The sequence below is a fragment of the Vibrio sp. Vf1514 genome, from assembly GCF_052076135.1.
Lineage (GTDB): Bacteria > Pseudomonadota > Gammaproteobacteria > Enterobacterales > Vibrionaceae > Vibrio > Vibrio furnissii.
Map to the genome: position 1 here is coordinate 111,241 of NZ_CP197268.1, position 15,625 is coordinate 126,865.

The following is a 15,625-nucleotide window of genomic DNA, read 5'->3' on the forward strand; positions in this document are numbered from 1 at the left end:
GGCCTTTTTTATGCGCGGCGCGGCTGCTGAAGTGCCAACCATTGCTGCACAATTTTGACTGGCGTTTCGGGTTTGGCAAAGAAGTAACCTTGGATCTGGTCACACCCCATCGCATAGAGCTTATCGAGCGCTTCTTGGCTCTCGACCCCTTCCGCAATCAAGTCCACATTCAACTGTTTGGCCAACTGAATGATGAGCCACACCACGCGTTCTGCCGTTTCATTGCACAGCATATTGCGAATGAAGGTCGCATCAATCTTGATGCAGTCGATCGGGTAGCTGTGAATATAATTCAAACTCGAATAGCCGGTACCAAAATCATCCAATGCCACGGTGAAACCGAGTTCGCGCAGTTTATCGAGGATATATTTCACTTCCGTGGTTTGCGACAGCAGCACGGTTTCGGTCAGCTCAATGGTGAATTCTCGCGGCTCGAATCCGTATTGGTTGAGCGTTTGCATCAAGTGAGTCAGGTAACGGGTTGAATTGGTCAGCTCGTGGGCGGAACAGTTGAGGCCGAGTTTGACCTTGTAGCCAAATTGGCGTTCCAAGTCCGCTTTGGCTTGGCACGCCAGTTCGACAATTTTCTCACCCAACTCAATGATCAGCCCCGATTGTTCCGCCGCGTCAATGAATTCCATGGGCGAGACAAAGCCCAATGAAGCGCTATTCCAGCGCGCCAGCACTTCAAAATAGTGCCACTCTTTTTGGCGACGATGAACAATGGGTTGCACCACCACGTAGATTTCAGAATCGGCCATCGTGGTTTTATCCAGCTCGCTGCGCAGCGCATCAATCACCTGAGTGCGACGGTGATACTGGCTGCTCAAATGGGTGTCGTAGCAGCGAATTTGACTGCTGCGACTCTGCTTACAGTCTTTGAGTGCGAGGCTGGCGTTAAGAATCAATTGGTCTGCGGTGATCGGTTCGTGCGATTTTTTGGCGATGCCAATGCTCAACCCGACTTTGATGCGGTGCGACGGGTCAAAATAACCTTGGTCAAGTTTATCGAGAATCGCACGGCAGATCTTCAATGGGTCGTTAGAGAAGGTGATGAAGGCAAATTCGTCCCCTGCGATACGAAAGGTGAGGTTTTCTTCACGCACGCACTGCAAAATGGAGTTGGCGACGAATTTGATGATTTGGTCGCCGATGTAATGGCCGTACAAGTCATTGATTGATTTAAAGTTATCAATGTCGAGATAAGCCAACGTAAACGGTTCGCTGCTGGTTTCAACCAAGCGTTCCAACTTGTCTGACAGGTAGTTCCGGTTCATCAAATTGGTCAGGTTGTCGTGTGAGACTTCGTAACTCAGTTGATTGACCAAGCTTTCCGAGCGCTCCGACAGCCATTTATTACGCAAGCTGTGGACGATGATGCGTGCCAGAATGCGATGGTACTCGATCACCGGGTCTTCATCGTGGACGGCTGTGGTGAATGTGGAGATCAAGATCCCCAGCACTTCGCCACTTTTGCTGCGCAGGGGAATGCCGATGTACGCTTCAATGTGGTGATCATTGAGAAAATCGTCGTACGGAAAAATCTTGGTGACCTGGGAGGGAAACAGGCAATACTCCTGCTTTGATTTCGAGACTTGTTCGCAGGGCGTGCCTTTCATCTGATAGCAAACCCCCTCTTTCAGCTCACGATCCGCGACGTAAGCGATCGTATGAGCCTTGTAATGGGATTTATCGAGTTCAATGATGCAGGTACAAAAGGAGTTGAAGTGGGTATGCAGCACGTAGGTGGCCCGGTCCAGCAACGCTTTCCCGTCCAACAAAATTAACTCATTGATTGTATCCAGACTAACTGCATCTCTAGCCAGTGATGTTGTAGTCATAATCCAGCACTCACGTTGTGATTGATCTGTATGCCGAGAACTAAGGAACAGATCTCATAATATGCATTTTGTTACTATGGTAGATTGTGCTGGTTTTTTCCACCGAGGGTCCTTACGACTTTAGGTGTATAGCCAAGAATGGCTTTCTAGAACAATGGGTTATTCGGCGACATAACATTGGTACTTTCTTGTACATCAAACATATCGTACGGTTTATGCGCTATCGCCATCTTGTGAGTGCGCTAATTTCTCTTTGAGGAAGTTGAGAAACAGGTGCGTGCGCGTGTGTTGGTAATCGAGCTTGGGATAGTAAGCAAACACCGTGGCTTGATCGATGGTGATGTCTGGCAGAATGCGCACCAAGGTGCGTTGTTTCAGCTCTTCTTTCAGCATCACGTGATTGGACACCACAATCCCCATGCCGCATTTGCCCGCATAAAACAGCGCTTCTGGGTTGGTGGTGGCGAAGTTGCCCGATAAGGTCAGGCGTTTATGGTTGTTGGTTTTGACTTCGCGACTGGTTTGCTCGCCCCAGCACAGCACGTTGTGCTGCGTCAGATCGTGCAACGTCGATGGTGTGCCATGGCGCTGTAAATACTGCGGTGACGCGTAAAAGCCCGCTTTGTGGACAAACAAGGGCGTGGCTTTGAAGCTCAGCGAATTGAGCTGATCGATTTCGCGACTAATAAAGAGATCGAGATGCAGCTCTGGCAACTGGCCGGGCGTGGTGGTGGTGAGCTGAATGCGAATGTCTGGGTAGTGTTGCAGAAACTCATCGACATATTGCATCAGAAACTTGGAACCGACAGCGAGCGTGGCACCAATCTTGAGTAAGCCTGCCGGGCTTTGATTGAGTGAGCGCGTTTCATCAAGCACGGATTGCCAGCTTTCCAGCTGCGCTTTGGCGCGTTCGTAAAACAGCACACCGGCTTCGGTTTGCGTCACCGAACGCGTGGTGCGCTTTAGCAGTTGCACGCCGATGCGCTCTTCGAGCCAATGAATGCGTTTACTGACCGCAGAGCTGGTGGTGTTCAATTTACGAGCGGCGCCATTAAAGCTGCCTTCTTCCACCACGCGAATGTAAGTTTTTGCGCTTTGTAACCAATCCATCGTCTCTCCTGCTTGTTCCGGTTTGGAACTAATTCATTTCCTGAAAGCGTCATTATCAAGTGTAGGTTACCAATATACACTGCGCTTATGAACAGAGAAGCACAACATTCCTTTAAAAAAACACCCATGCTGCTGGCGATGATGATCATCGCTACCGGGCAAGTTGGGGTGGCCATTTACTTGCCTGCACTGCCAATGATTAGCCAAGATTTACAGGTCGATCAAGCCAGTGTCCAGATGCTGGTTACCTTGTTCTTACTTGGCTTTGGGGGTTCACAACTCTTTTATGGCGCACTGTCTGATGCGGTGGGACGTCGTCCGACTTTTATTCTAGGGCAGGGGATATACCTGCTTGGCACCATTTTGTGCGTGACGTTCTCCGACCATTTTAGTTCATTGGAAATGGGGCGATTGTTGCAAGGCCTGGGGGCGGGCAGCGCGTCGGTGCTTGGGCGCAGCGTGCTGCGAGACAGTTACGATGGCCCGCATCTGACCAAAGCGATGTCGTACATTGCCATCACGGCCTCCATCATGCCCATTGTGGCGCCGGTGGTGGGCGGTTGGATGACGTACCACTTGAGTTGGCAATCCGTGTTTACCTTCGTGATGATCTACATCAGCGCGATTTTTACGCTGGGGTATTTCATTCTGCCGGAAACATTGCCCTACGCGAAAAAGCGATTTGAAGCGACCAAAGTGGTGGGCAATTACTGGGCGCTGCTGCGCAACTGGCAAGTACTAAGCAGCGCCAGCTACAACTGGATCAGTTACCTGTCGAGCTTAGTCACGTTGTCTGTGCTGCCTTTCCTATTGCAAAAGCAGTTGGGCATGACTGCGGCAGAATATGGCAGCATCATGATCATCCCCTCGGCGGGATTGCTCACCGGGAGTGTGTTGGTCAACATTTTCCATCGTTATTTTTCATCGCGGCAACTGCTTGGCGCAGCGATTGGCATTATGATTTTTGCTGGCGTTTGGCTGCTGTTGATGCCGTTTAATGTCTTCAACCTGATCTGGGCGTTCACGTGGTTGACGGTGGCACAAGGGATGTCATTTCCGATTTCCACTACCATGTTGCTTGCGCCACATAAAACGCAGGCGGGTTCCGTTTCTGCGTTATCGGGGTCGATTCAGATGGTGATCGCCGGGGTGCTCGGCGGATTTCTGGTAGAACATTGTGTGACGAGCCAAGGGGCGCTGGGATGGTTCTATCTCGCGACTAGTTCCAGCATGTTGTTGGTGCTTATCTTGTCGGCCGCGCAGCGCGATGTGTCGACGCAGCCCTCGACCTAAATTGACGCAGTGACATCATTGGCATTGTCTGTAGTGCAGTTGTCACCGGTTGTGGGTATAATCCGCCGCTGCTACTGAGAGGATTGATCATGCAACAGAACGAATTTGAAGCGCTAGTGAAGCAACTGTGCGCACAAGCGGCCCTGCCACAAGCGCTTGATATGCTGCGCGCCAGTGACGATGCCGATATTGCGGAAGCCGCGCAGTCTCTGACGGGCCAGTTTGCCTTGGCTGATGTCGAAGGAGAGCAGCGTATTTATCATGTCACTGTACGAGCAGACGAACAGGGTGTTGAGCAGGAATACGTTGAGCACATCATGAACGAAGGGGATGACGTGGTGAAATTTGTCGCGTGGTTCTTCGACATCATGTTTGATGTGAAAGTCAAAGACACGTATCAAGCGGCGGGTAAAACGTACAAGCAACCAAAACGTAGCTAATCTGAAAATTAATTACATAAATTTGTGACCCATGTCTTGTTATAATCCAATTTGATGCTATATTAACTGCAAAAGGTAGTTAAATTACAATCAAGTGTAGGAGAGTATCATGGGTAACGATTTAGGTGCTGCATACGTTGGCCAAATCATCGCAAAACAGATGATGCACGAAGCGCTTTACGGCAAAGCTCAGCCAAAGAAAAAATCTTTCATCAAAACCATGTGGAAGAAAATGACTAAGTAAGTCGCCTTAAAGAATTAAAAAGGCCTCAAGTATTGCGCTTGAGGCCTTTTGCTTTTCTGAAAGAAAATTACGAAATGTTGGCGCCGAGTTCAACCACGTTGTTTGCATTCAACTTGTGCGGATGGGTTTTTAACCACGCCTCCAATGCATCACAGCCCCCGATATATTCACCATCGAGCCAGATTTGTGGCACGGTCACGGGTGTTTTCTCGCCGATAATGGCTTTCACGGCAGGGATCATGCGATATAACGCGGCGCTGTCTTTCACCACATCTCGGTCGTCGTAATCAATGCCTGCCGATTGCAACAGGCGTTTGGCCTTGGTGCAGTAAGGGCAATTGGCTTTTCCAAACACGATATTTCCGCTGATCGGCTGTCTGGGAGCCCAGGCTTGAATGACGGATTGCACCAGCGCGCCACGATTGAGCGCTTCGCCTTGGCTGACGACATGTCCTTCCACAATCACAATCGGCGCATGCCAAGCGCCATGACGCAGCGGCTCCCACCAATGCGTGAGCCAGTCTTTGACTTCCAATTCAATCGGAATGCCTGCCAGCTCATGGCTGAACGCATCGAGCAAGATGTCTTTGGTCAGAGTGCACTCACCGCAGGGGATTTTGACCTTTAACGGGCCGAATTGACCCGCCCAGCGATAGAGAGTGACGTTGATCGGCGTTGCCATATCAGTTCCTCAAAAATGATGTTCTTACAGCATAGGAAAGGTTTTACGTCGCTTTTATTTCACGTGGCGTCTTTTTTGTTTCCATGCGTCATCCACGCAACGGATGCGCCGCCATCAGGTGAGGGGGAGCAATACGGTGCACGCATCATACGCGTGAACGCGATTGAAACCAATGTGCGGTGTGGGGGAGAGAATTCGAAAACATTGATGGTGCTCAAATCATGAGCAATGGAAAGCGACTATGCTATTGGCCAGACGTTGCATCAGCAGCGCAAAAAAAAAAGACCTCCCAGAGGGAGGTCAAAGAACATGAAGTGACCAGTGATTTCTGCCATATCACTGAAAAGAAGCACAAACGCTGCCTGCATTTGTAATGTATATAATGCAGGCAGCGTGCCAACTTTTTCATTCCTTTAAAATCAATAGTTTACCCATTTTTCCTGTGGGACAGCTGCTCACCCAGATGCGTCGCGATGGGGCAGGCTGCTGTGATGTGGTGCAACGCACGCCATCCATTGACGCCATAAAAAAAGGCCAAGCAATGCTTGGCCAATCAGGACAGTTTCCTCGGGAGTCAAGAGGAACGTTTTAGAATGCGTATTTCAAGCCCAGACGCATTGTGTCTTCGCTTTGCGTTTCCAGACCGTCAACCACAACGTCATCCAGATTGTTCAGCTTGTAAGCCACGTAAGTGCTCAGGTTTGAGTTGAACTTGTAGTAGCCAGCCAGCTCGAAGAAATCAGCGGTGTCTGTTTTTGTGCCAGAATCTTTGTCTTCGGTTTTCGCGTACAGCGCTTTCAGCGTAAATTGCTTGGTAAATTTGTAAGCCGCTGCCAGTTCCAGTGCTTTGAACTCTTGGTTGGCGTCGTCATCTAGGTCACCGAACGAGTAAGTCGCAGCAAGGTAAAGTGCATCCAGCGTGTAGCCTGCACCGAACAGCACTTGGTTTTGCTGACCGTTACCTGTGCCGTTGTCACCCGCTGAGTAGGCCGCGCCGAGATCCAAACCGAATGGCAGCGCATAAAGCGCAGAGATGCCGTATAGGTCAGCGTCTTTTTCGCTGTTCGCAGAATAAGTGGCTTGTAGGTTCAGCGCATCGAATTGACCGCGGTAAGCGATCACGCTGTCTGTTTTGTCAGACGCAGAGTCGATGTACTGTTGGTTGCCCGAGAATTCAGTAATATCTGTCATGTCTGAGATTTGTACTGCAGCCATGTCTTGCTTACCGAAAGACAAATCGCCCATGCTGGTGCCGAAACCGGCATACATGTAACGGTTTTTGAATTCAGATTTACCTGTTTTTTGCTCTGCTTCGTAGAAAGCAAAACCTGTCAGGTCATCAGCAAGTTCAGTGGTGCCTTTCAGATTCAGGCGAGCACGTGTGCTGTCTTCCATGGTGCCTTCAATTTCGGCGCCATCATCTGTCCCAATGAAGTCACCGCGGAACTCAACACGACCACCGACTTTCAGTTCTGTACCATCTGCTTTATACACTGTTGCTGCCATTGCTGAACCAGAAACTAGTGCTGCGAAAATCGCGCTTGCTACTGCTGCTTGTTTCATTGTTATTACCTTATTCATAGTTTACGAGCTTCGATGCTCTTTCGTTTGGTTGAGAGTAAGGTAGGTTTTTTAAATGACGGTTTGATTTCTAGATTGTGACGTTTAAGTTTTGTTTTTGTTGAAGAAAAATGAAAAGCCCGCCAATGGGCAGGCTTGTGTACAAAGAGGAATCGAATTAAGCGATTTTGACACCGTTGGCAATTACACCCACGGCGATATTGCCGCGCGTTGCGTTTGAATAAGGGCACACCTGATGCGCGGTTTTCACCAGCTCAACCGCTTGTGCGTCTGGCAGATCCAGCGTCGCTGCCAAATTCACCGTCAGGGCAAAGCCGCCGTTCGTGTTCGGGCCAATGCCGACTTCCGCAGTCACGGGGGCTGATTTCAGTGCGACTTTGGCTTCGCGCGCCACGTGCAGAATCGCGTTAGAGAAACAGGCCGAATACCCTGCTGCAAAGAGTTGTTCCGGATTCGTCGCCGCGCCTGTACCGCCCATCTCTTTTGGATAGCTCAGTTCCAGTGACAGGAGTCCGTCATCTGTAGAAACTTTACCGTTACGGCCAGCCAGTGCAGTTGCTTTTGTTGTGTATAGCGTACTCATGATGTTGCTCCTTGAAGGGGTTACTTTGTGTAAAATTAAGTTGTGTGCAATCTAATTGTTTGCAATCTTAAATCGATCTTGAGATAGAATGCAAGTATATTGTGCACAATTTAATTGTGAGTGATGAACATGAGCCGTTGTGTCCCTTCCCAGACCCCATTTCCGATCCCTGATGACGAGCTGTTGCTGCTCGATAACCAACTCTGCTTTCCGCTCTATAGTGCCGCAAACGCGGTGGTGCGTGCGTATCGCCCGTTGTTGGATGCGCTTGATCTGACTTATCCGCAGTATCTGGTGATGATGGTGTTGTGGCAGCAAAACGCCATCAGCGTGAAAACGTTGGGTGAAAAATTGCACTTAGATTCCGGTACGTTGACGCCGCTGCTCAAACGCCTAGAAAGTAAAGGGCTGGTGGAGCGCCGACGCAGCGTGACCGATGAGCGCGCTCGCGAGTTGTGGCTCACTGAGCGAGGCACGGCGTTACGCGAGCAGGCGCTTGCGGTGCCCAAATCCATGGTGTGCAAGTTTGATCTCGACTTAGATGAACTGGTGATGCTCAAACAACTGTGTGAAAAGGTGGTGGGGAAGCTCAACGGATAAGAGTTTGCCAAGGATCAGAATTTTGACATCGCGCACGCTAATTTTGTTGGCGATGGACTGAGATACGATACACTTTGCGCTCAATTATCATTCAAGGAAGAGCTATGAAGACGGTTCGTTTCGAAGAGCAACAGGTCACACCGTCCAAAGTGTTGTGTGTTGGACGCAACTACGTGGAACATGTCAAAGAGTTGAATAACGCCATGCCTGATCAGATGGTGGTGTTTAACAAACCCAATAGCAGCATTTCCAGCACGTTACGCGCCTTTCATGACGAACCGCTGCATTACGAAACGGAAATCTGTTTTGTGGTGGAAAACGGCCAGTACGTGGGCGTCGGACTCGGATTGGATCTGACCAAGCGTGAACTGCAATCACAACTCAAACAAAAGCAACTGCCGTGGGAGCGCGCCAAAGCGTTTGATGGTTCCGCGGTGTTCAGCCGTTTCGTGTCGCTCGATGGTCTCGATGTGGAACAGTTGTCGCTGGAACTCTTCATTAACTGTGTGCGTGTGCAGTGTGGCGGCGTGGCACAAATGATGTTCAATCCGGCGATGATTCTGCAAGAGCTGCAGTCTTACACCACGCTAATTGACGGGGACATCGTCATGACGGGTACGCCGCAAGGCGTTGGGGTCGTGCATGCAGGGGATGTATTCCTCGGGCGATTGAAATGCGGCGACCACGTCCTGCTCGAAATTGAATGGCTAGCCGAATAGGCTAGCCTTTTTTCTTTTAAATCAACGCAGCTCAGGCGCTGAATACCACCAAATTGAGTAGCAAAAATACCGCCATACTGACCACGGTGGTCAATAGAATATTTTTGGTGCGCCAAGCGAGCAGCCCTGCCAGCAGCGCCGCCCAAATGTAGGGATTGGTGCTTTCCAGCCACAGCGATTGTTCATGTGTGAACACAATCGGCGCCCAGATGGCCGTCAGCACGGCGGGGCCTGAATAGCTCAGCAAGCGCTGCAAACTCGGGCTTAACCGCAGCGGCAGTTTGGGTTCCAGAAACAGATAACGACTCATGAACACCAGCGCGGTCATCGCGAAAATCGAGAGCATGATCATGCTTTTCCTCCTTGTAGTCGTTCGGTGGCGTAACCGGCCACCATCGCGCCAATACTGGCAATCATCAGGCTGCCGTCAACATGCATCACGGTCAGGCCGACGGAGAGCAGCAGAGCGACCAGCACCGAAACCACCACGGGCAAGCTTTGAATGTTTGGCACCACAATCGCAATGAAGGTTGCGGCCACAGCAAATTCCAACCCCAGTTCATTGAGTGCGGGAATGTAGCTACCTGCGACAATGCCAACCAAGGTTGCCAGGTTCCACACCAAGTAGAAACTGAGCCCGGCGCCCAAGGCATACCAACGGTTGAACTGCTTGTCACTTTGCTGGCCGCACAGCGCGAACAGCTCGTCCGTTAACAGAAAACCCAACGCCAAACGCCAACGGGTGGGCAGCGGGCTGATTTTGCTGCGCATCGACACGCTGTAGAGAAAATGGCGTGAAGTGATAAACAACGTGGTGATCAGCATGGTCATGAGGCCAGCCCCGGCTTTGATCATGCCGGTGGCCACCAATTGTGCCGAACCAGCAAACAAAATCATCGAAAGCGATTGGCTTTCAAATGGCGTCAGCCCCGCATCAATGGCAAATGAGCCGGCCAGTAAGCCCCAAGGCAATACGGCCACGCTCAGCGGCAGCATGGCGACAGTTCCCTGCCAAAACAGGCGGGATTTGGAATCGGTATAAGAAGGCTGTGACAAAACGGTACTACTCATAAAATCGTCCTGTGGTGAATGCTGACGGGATCCGCAACGGAAGTAAAGCGGCCGTGTGCGGCGATGACCTTGGCGCTGCGACGGCTCAGGTCATCACACCACAGCAAGAAGGCAAATACTTGTACAAAGTTGCTCGGATGACGACGGCGCGAGCGCTTAATGCTGCACGTATTGTTTGGGGGTAATGCCCATCGCCTTTTTAAAGTGACGATGAAGATGGCTTTGGTCGTGAAAGCCACATTCCTGCGCGGTATCTGAAATCGAATGGCCCGCTTTGAGCAGCGTGCGAGCGTAACGCAGCCGGGCTTGAATCTGGTAAGCATGGGGTGGAAAGCCAAACTGCTTTTGAAACGCACGCACCAAGTGAAACGGGCTGATCCCCGCCAGTTTTGCCAGTTCCTCTAGCGAAACGTCTGCCTGCGGAAAATCATCCAGAAACGTTTTCACCAACGTCAATTGCTGCTGCGCTTTCGACATTTCAACGGGCTTCGGCGGTGTTTTCCCGTGGCGCGCCATCAATTTGACCAAACTGGCGTACACCAAGGTCTCACGCAGCAAGCGGTTGTCTGATTTTTCAAGCGTATCAAACACTAAGCGAAATTGGCTGGCGAGTTCCGGGTCGTGCACCACGGCTTCGGGAAAGTAAGGCGTACCGTAGCCGCTGTTACCCAGCTCACGCGAAATTGCCTCAAACTGCTCAGGAACCGGATACATGGCTTTGTACGCCCAGCCGCCTTCAACAGCAGAGTGACCGGTATGGACTTCATCGGCATTGACCAGAATGATGCTGTCTTGCGGCGCAACGTGATTGCCGCCCGTGCGGTAGAAACGTTGCGCGCCACGTTCAATCACACCGATGGTGTACCCTTCGTGACTATGACGCGAGAAGTTTTGGGTTTCATACTGGGCGTCGAGCAGCTCAATACCGCCGAGTTCATCGGCCACCTGAAACTTGGCACTTTCCTTTGCTCTTGGGGCGCGTTGTTTATCCATAATCCACTCTTCGCTCAACGGCTTTCCAGTGTACTTCAAACTGTCCTTCGCTTTTTGTACAAAATTGCTCATGTGATTGAATATAAAATCATTAACCAATTATCTTTGGTTAATTGGAGGATGGTATTGGATTGATCTTGAATGTTGATATAAAATCCGCCGCTTCCTGATTCCTATGAAATATTACTATGATCGACTTTGCTATTTTGCCAGTCTATCTTACCGCGGTGGTGGCACTCCTGTTATTGCCGGGGCCAGATATGTTGCTGATTGCCAGTTCAAGCCTCAGCTACGGACGAAAAGTGGGGGTGTTTGCCAGCTTAGGTAACGCCACTTCCGGAATTATTCTGACGCTGTTGGCGGCGCTGGGCGTGTCGGCACTGATTGCCATGAGCCCGATGGCGCTGCAAGCATTGCACCTGTTGGGCGGTGCGTACTTGCTCAAAATGGGGTTCGATTGCATGCGTGCCAATGCCGCGCAAGCGCCGGCGTTGGATGGCCGCCATACGATGGCGAGCACTTTTTATCAGCGTGCCTTGGTGAGCAACTTGCTCAATCCAAAAGCATTGGTGTTCTTTGTGATGTTTCTGCCGCAGTTTGTGTCGAGCAATATTGCCGCGTCCTCGGGCGAACAAATGTTGGCGCTGGGGCTTCTGCTCAATGTGTGCGGTTTGCTGTTTAATTTGCTGCTGGTGGGGGCGGTGGGGTTGTTTGGTCAATCGCTGCTGGAGAACGCGAAGTTTCGTACCTATCAGCACAAATTGATGGGGCTGATTTTCTTTGTGTTGGCACTGTGGATGCTGAGCGACTTACTGCGTTAATGGCGTACCCCGCGTTCAACAACAAAAGGCACCGAAGGGTGCCTTTTTCGTTTCTGAATGGCGGCTTGAACTTACGCCTGAATGGTCGAGAGTAATTGATCGGCCATTTTGCATAGCAATTCTTTTTTGGGTTTGGTGTGCGCAAATGAACGCAAGCCGTAAATGCCCATCACCAAATATTCTGCTAGGAATTCACAGTCCGCATCTGGGTGGATTTCAGCGCGCTGCTGCGCGAGTTTGAGTTGCGCCAGCAAACCGAGTTTCCAAATATTCAGCGTGTCGCGAATCACTTGCTCCACTTCATCATCCTGCTGAGACAACTCACTCAAGGCTTTTTGCAGCAAGCAATCTTTAATCTCTTCACGAGCGCATTCATCCACCACCATGCAGAAGTAGCTTTTCAACCCGGCCATCACGGTAGGCTGCGCGGCAAAAATGGCGTTGAACTCTTCGGTACGCTCGCAGGCGTAATGTGCCAGGGCTGCCAGCAATAAGCCGCGTTTATTCTCAAAGGCACAATAAATGGAACCCGGATGCAGACCAGTGGCTCTTTTGAGGTCTTGCATGCTGGTTTTATTGAATCCCTTCGACATAAATTCGTACATCGCAGAGCGCAATACCTGCTCTCTGTCAAATTCCGCTACGCGCACATCGCTTCTCTAACTTGGTTATCTCGGCGCAATTCTACGCTGATTTCGTCACCCTGACAAAATTTCTTGAACGATCATTCAAAATATATCTTGAATGATCGTTCAAGTTTGATCTAGCATAAGCCCATTGAATAGATGCAAGGACTTTGCGATGACCGATTTACTGTTTCAACCTTATCCACTGAATGACCAGATCACACTGAATAACCGAATTGTCATGGCGCCACTGACTCGTTGTATGGCGGGTGAAGGCTTGGTGCCGACCGATGAAATGGCGGCGTACTACGCGCGCCGCGCTGATGCGGGCTTGATTATCTCTGAGGCGACCATCATTCGCCCAGACGGTCAGGGTTACCCAAGCACGCCGGGGCTGTTTTCTGCTGAGCAAGTGGAAGGCTGGAAGAAAGTGACCGCGGCCGTGCATGAGCGTGGCGGGAAAATTTTTGCCCAGTTGTGGCACACGGGCCGAGTTGCACACCCAGCATTTTTTGACGGCGAATATGTACTCGCTCCGTCGGCTGTCGCGTTTGAAGGCACGGTGCCACGTCGCCGTGACCTCACTTACACCGTACCCAAAGCTGCAACAAAAGAAGAGATTGCCCAACTGATTGAAGACTACGCCGTCGCGGCAGAAAACGCGATTGTGGCTGGGTTTGATGGCGTCGAGATTCACGGCGCGAACGGTTATCTGCTCGACCAGTTCCTGCACTACGACACCAACCTGCGTGAGGATGAATTTGGCCAAACGCCAGAGAACATGGCCCGTTTCCCGCTGGCTGTGATTGATGCCATCATTGAACGCATCGGTGGCTATCGCACTGGTTTACGTTTGTCTCCGGGGGCGTATGCGCACATCAGCCCAGATCCACGTGACCGCGCGGTGTTTGATTACCTGCTGGCCGAGCTGGAACAACGCGAACTGGCGTACCTGCACGAAGGCATGTTTGATGACAGCATGGAATTCGATTACCTCGGCGGGAAAGTGTCGGAATACATGCGTCAGCATTACTCGAAAACGCTGATGGCGGTGGGTGGTTTCACCGCAGAAACTGGCGCTCAAGCAATTGAACAAGGCCTGTTTGAATTGCTGGCGATTGGCCGTGCGTTCATCGCCAACCCGAATTACGTGTCGCTGGTGCGTGATGGTCAGGCAGTTAAAGCATACGATGAAAGCATGCTGGCTGAACTGGTGTAAGTTCACTGGTTAAGCGCGAATTCATTGCAATAAAAAGCCCCGCTTTAGCGGGGCTTTTTGCGTGGTCTTGCGTTAGGCCAGACTGGTTTGGTGTTCGCTGATCAGCAGCGCCATCTGTTCATCCGCACGAGCTTGCGCACTCTCGAAGCTTTCGTTGTCGGCAAAGCTGCCCACCACTTCGTAGTAGCATTTCAGTTTGGGTTCGGTACCGGATGGACGAACAATCACGCGCGCGCCGCCATCGAGGTGATAAATCAACACGTCACTGCTTGGCAGGTCGATGCTTTCGGTGGTGCCATCTTTAAAACGACGTACCGCATGCTTCAGATCATCGGTGCTGAGGACCGCTTTGCCGGCAATTTCATGCGGCGGTTCGCTGCGTAGGCGATCGCCGACTGGCGGCGCGGCTGGGTCGAGCGCGATGCTGCGCTGCGCGGTGACATACAAACCGTGTTGACGATAAATGGCTTCCAATTGATCCCAAATGGTTTTGCCTTGGTCGTACAACTCGGCCGCCAATTGGGCAAACGCCACCATCGCCGACAGGCCATCTTTATCCCACACCGCATTACCCACGGTGTAGCCCAGCGCCTCTTCGTAAGCGAACAGGAATTGATGTTGTTCGCTTTGCTGTTGCATGGCGATGTTGGTCAGCCACTTAAAGCCGGTCAGCGTTTGATAATATTTCGCCCCATGTGCTGTTGCGATTTTGCCCAGCAGGCTTGAGGAGACGATGGTATTCCCCACCAATTGTTTGCTGGCGTTGGTTTTGCTCAGTAAGTAATGACCAAACAGCGAGCCGACCTGATCGCCTGTCAACATTTGGTAGTGGCCATCGGGTTTGCGCACAGCCACGGCAAAGCGGTCGGCATCTGGGTCGTTGGCACACGCCAGTTCAGCGTCGATAGAGTCGGCGAGTGCAATCACCATGTCCATTGCGCCGGCTTCTTCCGGGTTGGGGAAGTTCACGGTCGGGAACGTGCCATCCGGTTCACGTTGCTCTTTGACGCTCAGCACGTTTTTAAAGCCTGCGTCGTGCAGCAGGGTTTCAGCCATGTCTGCACCCACGCCATGCATTGCGGTGTAGGCAATGGTCACCGCCTGCGGGTTGGTGTGGTTATTCAACAGCGGGCTGCTGTCGATGGTTTTGCGGTACGTTTGGTAGTAGGCGTCGTCCAGCCACTCCAATAAACCAACTTGATGGGCATCGTCTAAAGCCATTAATGGCACCGCGCGCTGCGCTGCGATGTCGATTTCGCCAGCAATACCGGAATCGTGCGGGGGAATGATCTGCGCGCCGTTTTCCCAGTACACTTTAAAGCCATTGTATTCTGGCGGGTTGTGACTGGCGGTTACCACGACGGCGGCCGCCGCATTGAAGTGTTTTACGCCGAATGCCACCACTGGGGTCGGGGCAACTTTGTAAGTCAGGTAAACTTTGATGCCGAGTGAGGTCAGCACAGCGGCGGTATCGTGGGCAAATTGCTGCGAATCTGGGCGACCATCATAGCCAATGACCACACCACGCATTTTGGCATTGTCGACTTGTTTGATGAGGTATTCTCCGAGTCCGGCTGCCGTTTCTTGAATCACCAAGCGGTTCATTCGGTTGGGGCCGCAGCCGACTTTTCCACGCAGGCCAGCGGTACCGAATTCCAGTCGGGATTTAAATCGCTCCTGCAGTTCGTCGAGGTTCTGCGCATCAATCAGCGCTTGAAGCTCTTCGCGGGTTCTTGGATCGGGATCTTTCGCTAACCATTGCGTGACTTGTTGCATCATGGTTGTCACCTTATTTTGTGCAT

At 51.4% G+C, this 15,625-nt stretch carries 17 protein-coding genes; 7 read left to right on the forward strand and 10 right to left on the reverse strand.

All coding sequences use genetic code 11. The features are described from left to right. Window positions 1-8 precede the first annotated feature (8 nt). Both ACS18Q_RS15305 and ACS18Q_RS15310 read right to left on the reverse strand, forming a co-directional pair. Window positions 9-1,841 (reverse strand): putative bifunctional diguanylate cyclase/phosphodiesterase, encoded by a 1,833-nt coding sequence (locus ACS18Q_RS15305; protein ID WP_041943293.1) that lies wholly within the window; start codon window positions 1,839-1,841, stop codon window positions 9-11. A 213-nt stretch (window positions 1,842-2,054) separates the two neighbouring features. Continuing rightward, window positions 2,055-2,951, reverse strand: a complete 897-nt coding sequence (locus ACS18Q_RS15310; protein ID WP_004727287.1) for a LysR family transcriptional regulator — start codon at window positions 2,949-2,951, stop codon at window positions 2,055-2,057. Between the two features lie 87 nt (window positions 2,952-3,038). Between ACS18Q_RS15310 and ACS18Q_RS15315 the strand changes: the two genes are divergently transcribed. From ACS18Q_RS15315 to ACS18Q_RS15325, 3 genes are all read left to right on the forward strand, one after another. Further along, on the forward strand, window positions 3,039-4,244 hold the full coding sequence (locus tag ACS18Q_RS15315; protein WP_038151738.1) for a multidrug effflux MFS transporter: 1,206 nt from the start codon (window positions 3,039-3,041) through the stop codon (window positions 4,242-4,244). 89 nt (window positions 4,245-4,333) lie between these two features. Continuing rightward, window positions 4,334-4,684 carry a hypothetical protein gene (locus ACS18Q_RS15320; protein ID WP_004727285.1) on the forward strand — a complete coding sequence of 117 codons (351 nt, stop codon included), beginning with the start codon at window positions 4,334-4,336 and terminating at the stop codon, window positions 4,682-4,684. Window positions 4,685-4,793: 109 nt separating this feature from the next. After that, window positions 4,794-4,928 carry a hypothetical protein gene (locus tag ACS18Q_RS15325; RefSeq protein ID WP_004727284.1) on the forward strand — a complete coding sequence of 45 codons (135 nt, stop codon included), beginning with the start codon at window positions 4,794-4,796 and terminating at the stop codon, window positions 4,926-4,928. A 67-nt stretch (window positions 4,929-4,995) separates the two neighbouring features. Here ACS18Q_RS15325 and ACS18Q_RS15330 read toward each other — a convergent pair whose 3' ends face one another. The 3 genes from ACS18Q_RS15330 to ACS18Q_RS15340 all read right to left on the reverse strand — a co-directional run bounded on the left by ACS18Q_RS15330 (window position 4,996) and on the right by ACS18Q_RS15340 (window position 7,774). Beyond that, complete coding sequence (locus ACS18Q_RS15330; protein WP_441257928.1) at window positions 4,996-5,610, reverse strand: glutaredoxin; 615 nt, start codon at window positions 5,608-5,610, stop codon at window positions 4,996-4,998. A 588-nt stretch (window positions 5,611-6,198) separates the two neighbouring features. Next, a complete protein-coding gene (locus ACS18Q_RS15335; RefSeq protein ID WP_441257929.1) occupies window positions 6,199-7,173 on the reverse strand; it encodes a porin in 975 nt (324 codons plus the stop codon). 175 nt (window positions 7,174-7,348) lie between these two features. Next, window positions 7,349-7,774 carry an organic hydroperoxide resistance protein gene (locus ACS18Q_RS15340; protein ID WP_441257930.1) on the reverse strand — a complete coding sequence of 142 codons (426 nt, stop codon included), beginning with the start codon at window positions 7,772-7,774 and terminating at the stop codon, window positions 7,349-7,351. 123 nt (window positions 7,775-7,897) lie between these two features. Between ACS18Q_RS15340 and ACS18Q_RS15345 the strand changes: the two genes are divergently transcribed. Both ACS18Q_RS15345 and ACS18Q_RS15350 read left to right on the forward strand, forming a co-directional pair. Next, complete coding sequence (locus ACS18Q_RS15345) at window positions 7,898-8,374, forward strand: MarR family winged helix-turn-helix transcriptional regulator (RefSeq protein ID WP_004727279.1); 477 nt, start codon at window positions 7,898-7,900, stop codon at window positions 8,372-8,374. A gap of 104 nt (window positions 8,375-8,478) precedes the next feature. Then, window positions 8,479-9,093 (forward strand): fumarylacetoacetate hydrolase family protein, encoded by a 615-nt coding sequence (locus ACS18Q_RS15350; RefSeq protein WP_441257931.1) that lies wholly within the window; start codon window positions 8,479-8,481, stop codon window positions 9,091-9,093. A 31-nt stretch (window positions 9,094-9,124) separates the two neighbouring features. Here the strand turns inward: ACS18Q_RS15350 and ACS18Q_RS15355 are convergent, their stop codons facing one another. The 3 genes from ACS18Q_RS15355 to ACS18Q_RS15365 all read right to left on the reverse strand — a co-directional run bounded on the left by ACS18Q_RS15355 (window position 9,125) and on the right by ACS18Q_RS15365 (window position 11,157). Beyond that, window positions 9,125-9,445, reverse strand: coding sequence for an AzlD domain-containing protein (locus ACS18Q_RS15355; protein WP_004727277.1), 321 nt, complete (start codon window positions 9,443-9,445; stop codon window positions 9,125-9,127). Next, window positions 9,442-10,164 (reverse strand): AzlC family ABC transporter permease, encoded by a 723-nt coding sequence (locus tag ACS18Q_RS15360; protein WP_038151734.1) that lies wholly within the window; start codon window positions 10,162-10,164, stop codon window positions 9,442-9,444. The genes ACS18Q_RS15355 and ACS18Q_RS15360 overlap by 4 nt, the downstream gene beginning before the upstream one ends. A gap of 156 nt (window positions 10,165-10,320) precedes the next feature. Then, the gene (locus tag ACS18Q_RS15365) at window positions 10,321-11,157 is read right to left on the reverse strand and encodes an AraC family transcriptional regulator (RefSeq protein ID WP_038152265.1); all 837 of its coding nucleotides are present in this window, start codon (window positions 11,155-11,157) and stop codon (window positions 10,321-10,323) included. A 188-nt stretch (window positions 11,158-11,345) separates the two neighbouring features. Between ACS18Q_RS15365 and ACS18Q_RS15370 the strand changes: the two genes are divergently transcribed. After that, window positions 11,346-11,978: a LysE family translocator gene (locus tag ACS18Q_RS15370; RefSeq protein ID WP_004727273.1), complete on the forward strand. Its 633-nt coding sequence runs from the start codon at window positions 11,346-11,348 to the stop codon at window positions 11,976-11,978. Between the two features lie 71 nt (window positions 11,979-12,049). Here the strand turns inward: ACS18Q_RS15370 and ACS18Q_RS15375 are convergent, their stop codons facing one another. After that, complete coding sequence (locus ACS18Q_RS15375) at window positions 12,050-12,628, reverse strand: TetR/AcrR family transcriptional regulator (RefSeq protein WP_038151732.1); 579 nt, start codon at window positions 12,626-12,628, stop codon at window positions 12,050-12,052. Window positions 12,629-12,779: 151 nt separating this feature from the next. On the opposite strand from ACS18Q_RS15375, the gene ACS18Q_RS15380 reads away from it, so the two are divergent. Then, entirely contained in the window at window positions 12,780-13,823 is a 1,044-nt protein-coding gene (locus tag ACS18Q_RS15380) for an alkene reductase (protein WP_014257935.1), read from the forward strand. A 72-nt stretch (window positions 13,824-13,895) separates the two neighbouring features. Here ACS18Q_RS15380 and ACS18Q_RS15385 read toward each other — a convergent pair whose 3' ends face one another. Next, complete coding sequence (locus tag ACS18Q_RS15385) at window positions 13,896-15,602, reverse strand: phospho-sugar mutase (protein ID WP_441257932.1); 1,707 nt, start codon at window positions 15,600-15,602, stop codon at window positions 13,896-13,898. Between the last annotated feature and the right edge of the window lie 23 nt (window positions 15,603-15,625).

Coding starts and splice junctions, on each gene's coding strand:
- ACS18Q_RS15355 (WP_004727277.1), bottom strand. CDS start 9,445: ATGATCATGCTCTCGATTTTCGCGATGACCGCGCTGGTGTTCATGAGT.
- ACS18Q_RS15360 (WP_038151734.1), bottom strand. CDS start 10,164: ATGAGTAGTACCGTTTTGTCACAGCCTTCTTATACCGATTCCAAATCC.
- ACS18Q_RS15325 (WP_004727284.1), top strand. CDS start 4,794: ATGGGTAACGATTTAGGTGCTGCATACGTTGGCCAAATCATCGCAAAA.
- ACS18Q_RS15370 (WP_004727273.1), top strand. CDS start 11,346: ATGATCGACTTTGCTATTTTGCCAGTCTATCTTACCGCGGTGGTGGCA.
- ACS18Q_RS15330 (WP_441257928.1), bottom strand. CDS start 5,610: ATGGCAACGCCGATCAACGTCACTCTCTATCGCTGGGCGGGTCAATTC.
- ACS18Q_RS15340 (WP_441257930.1), bottom strand. CDS start 7,774: ATGAGTACGCTATACACAACAAAAGCAACTGCACTGGCTGGCCGTAAC.
- ACS18Q_RS15385 (WP_441257932.1), bottom strand. CDS start 15,602: ATGATGCAACAAGTCACGCAATGGTTAGCGAAAGATCCCGATCCAAGA.
- ACS18Q_RS15315 (WP_038151738.1), top strand. CDS start 3,039: ATGAACAGAGAAGCACAACATTCCTTTAAAAAAACACCCATGCTGCTG.
- ACS18Q_RS15365 (WP_038152265.1), bottom strand. CDS start 11,157: ATGGATAAACAACGCGCCCCAAGAGCAAAGGAAAGTGCCAAGTTTCAG.
- ACS18Q_RS15310 (WP_004727287.1), bottom strand. CDS start 2,951: ATGGATTGGTTACAAAGCGCAAAAACTTACATTCGCGTGGTGGAAGAA.
- ACS18Q_RS15350 (WP_441257931.1), top strand. CDS start 8,479: ATGAAGACGGTTCGTTTCGAAGAGCAACAGGTCACACCGTCCAAAGTG.
- ACS18Q_RS15320 (WP_004727285.1), top strand. CDS start 4,334: ATGCAACAGAACGAATTTGAAGCGCTAGTGAAGCAACTGTGCGCACAA.
- ACS18Q_RS15335 (WP_441257929.1), bottom strand. CDS start 7,173: ATGAAACAAGCAGCAGTAGCAAGCGCGATTTTCGCAGCACTAGTTTCT.
- ACS18Q_RS15345 (WP_004727279.1), top strand. CDS start 7,898: ATGAACATGAGCCGTTGTGTCCCTTCCCAGACCCCATTTCCGATCCCT.
- ACS18Q_RS15305 (WP_041943293.1), bottom strand. CDS start 1,841: ATGACTACAACATCACTGGCTAGAGATGCAGTTAGTCTGGATACAATC.
- ACS18Q_RS15380 (WP_014257935.1), top strand. CDS start 12,780: ATGACCGATTTACTGTTTCAACCTTATCCACTGAATGACCAGATCACA.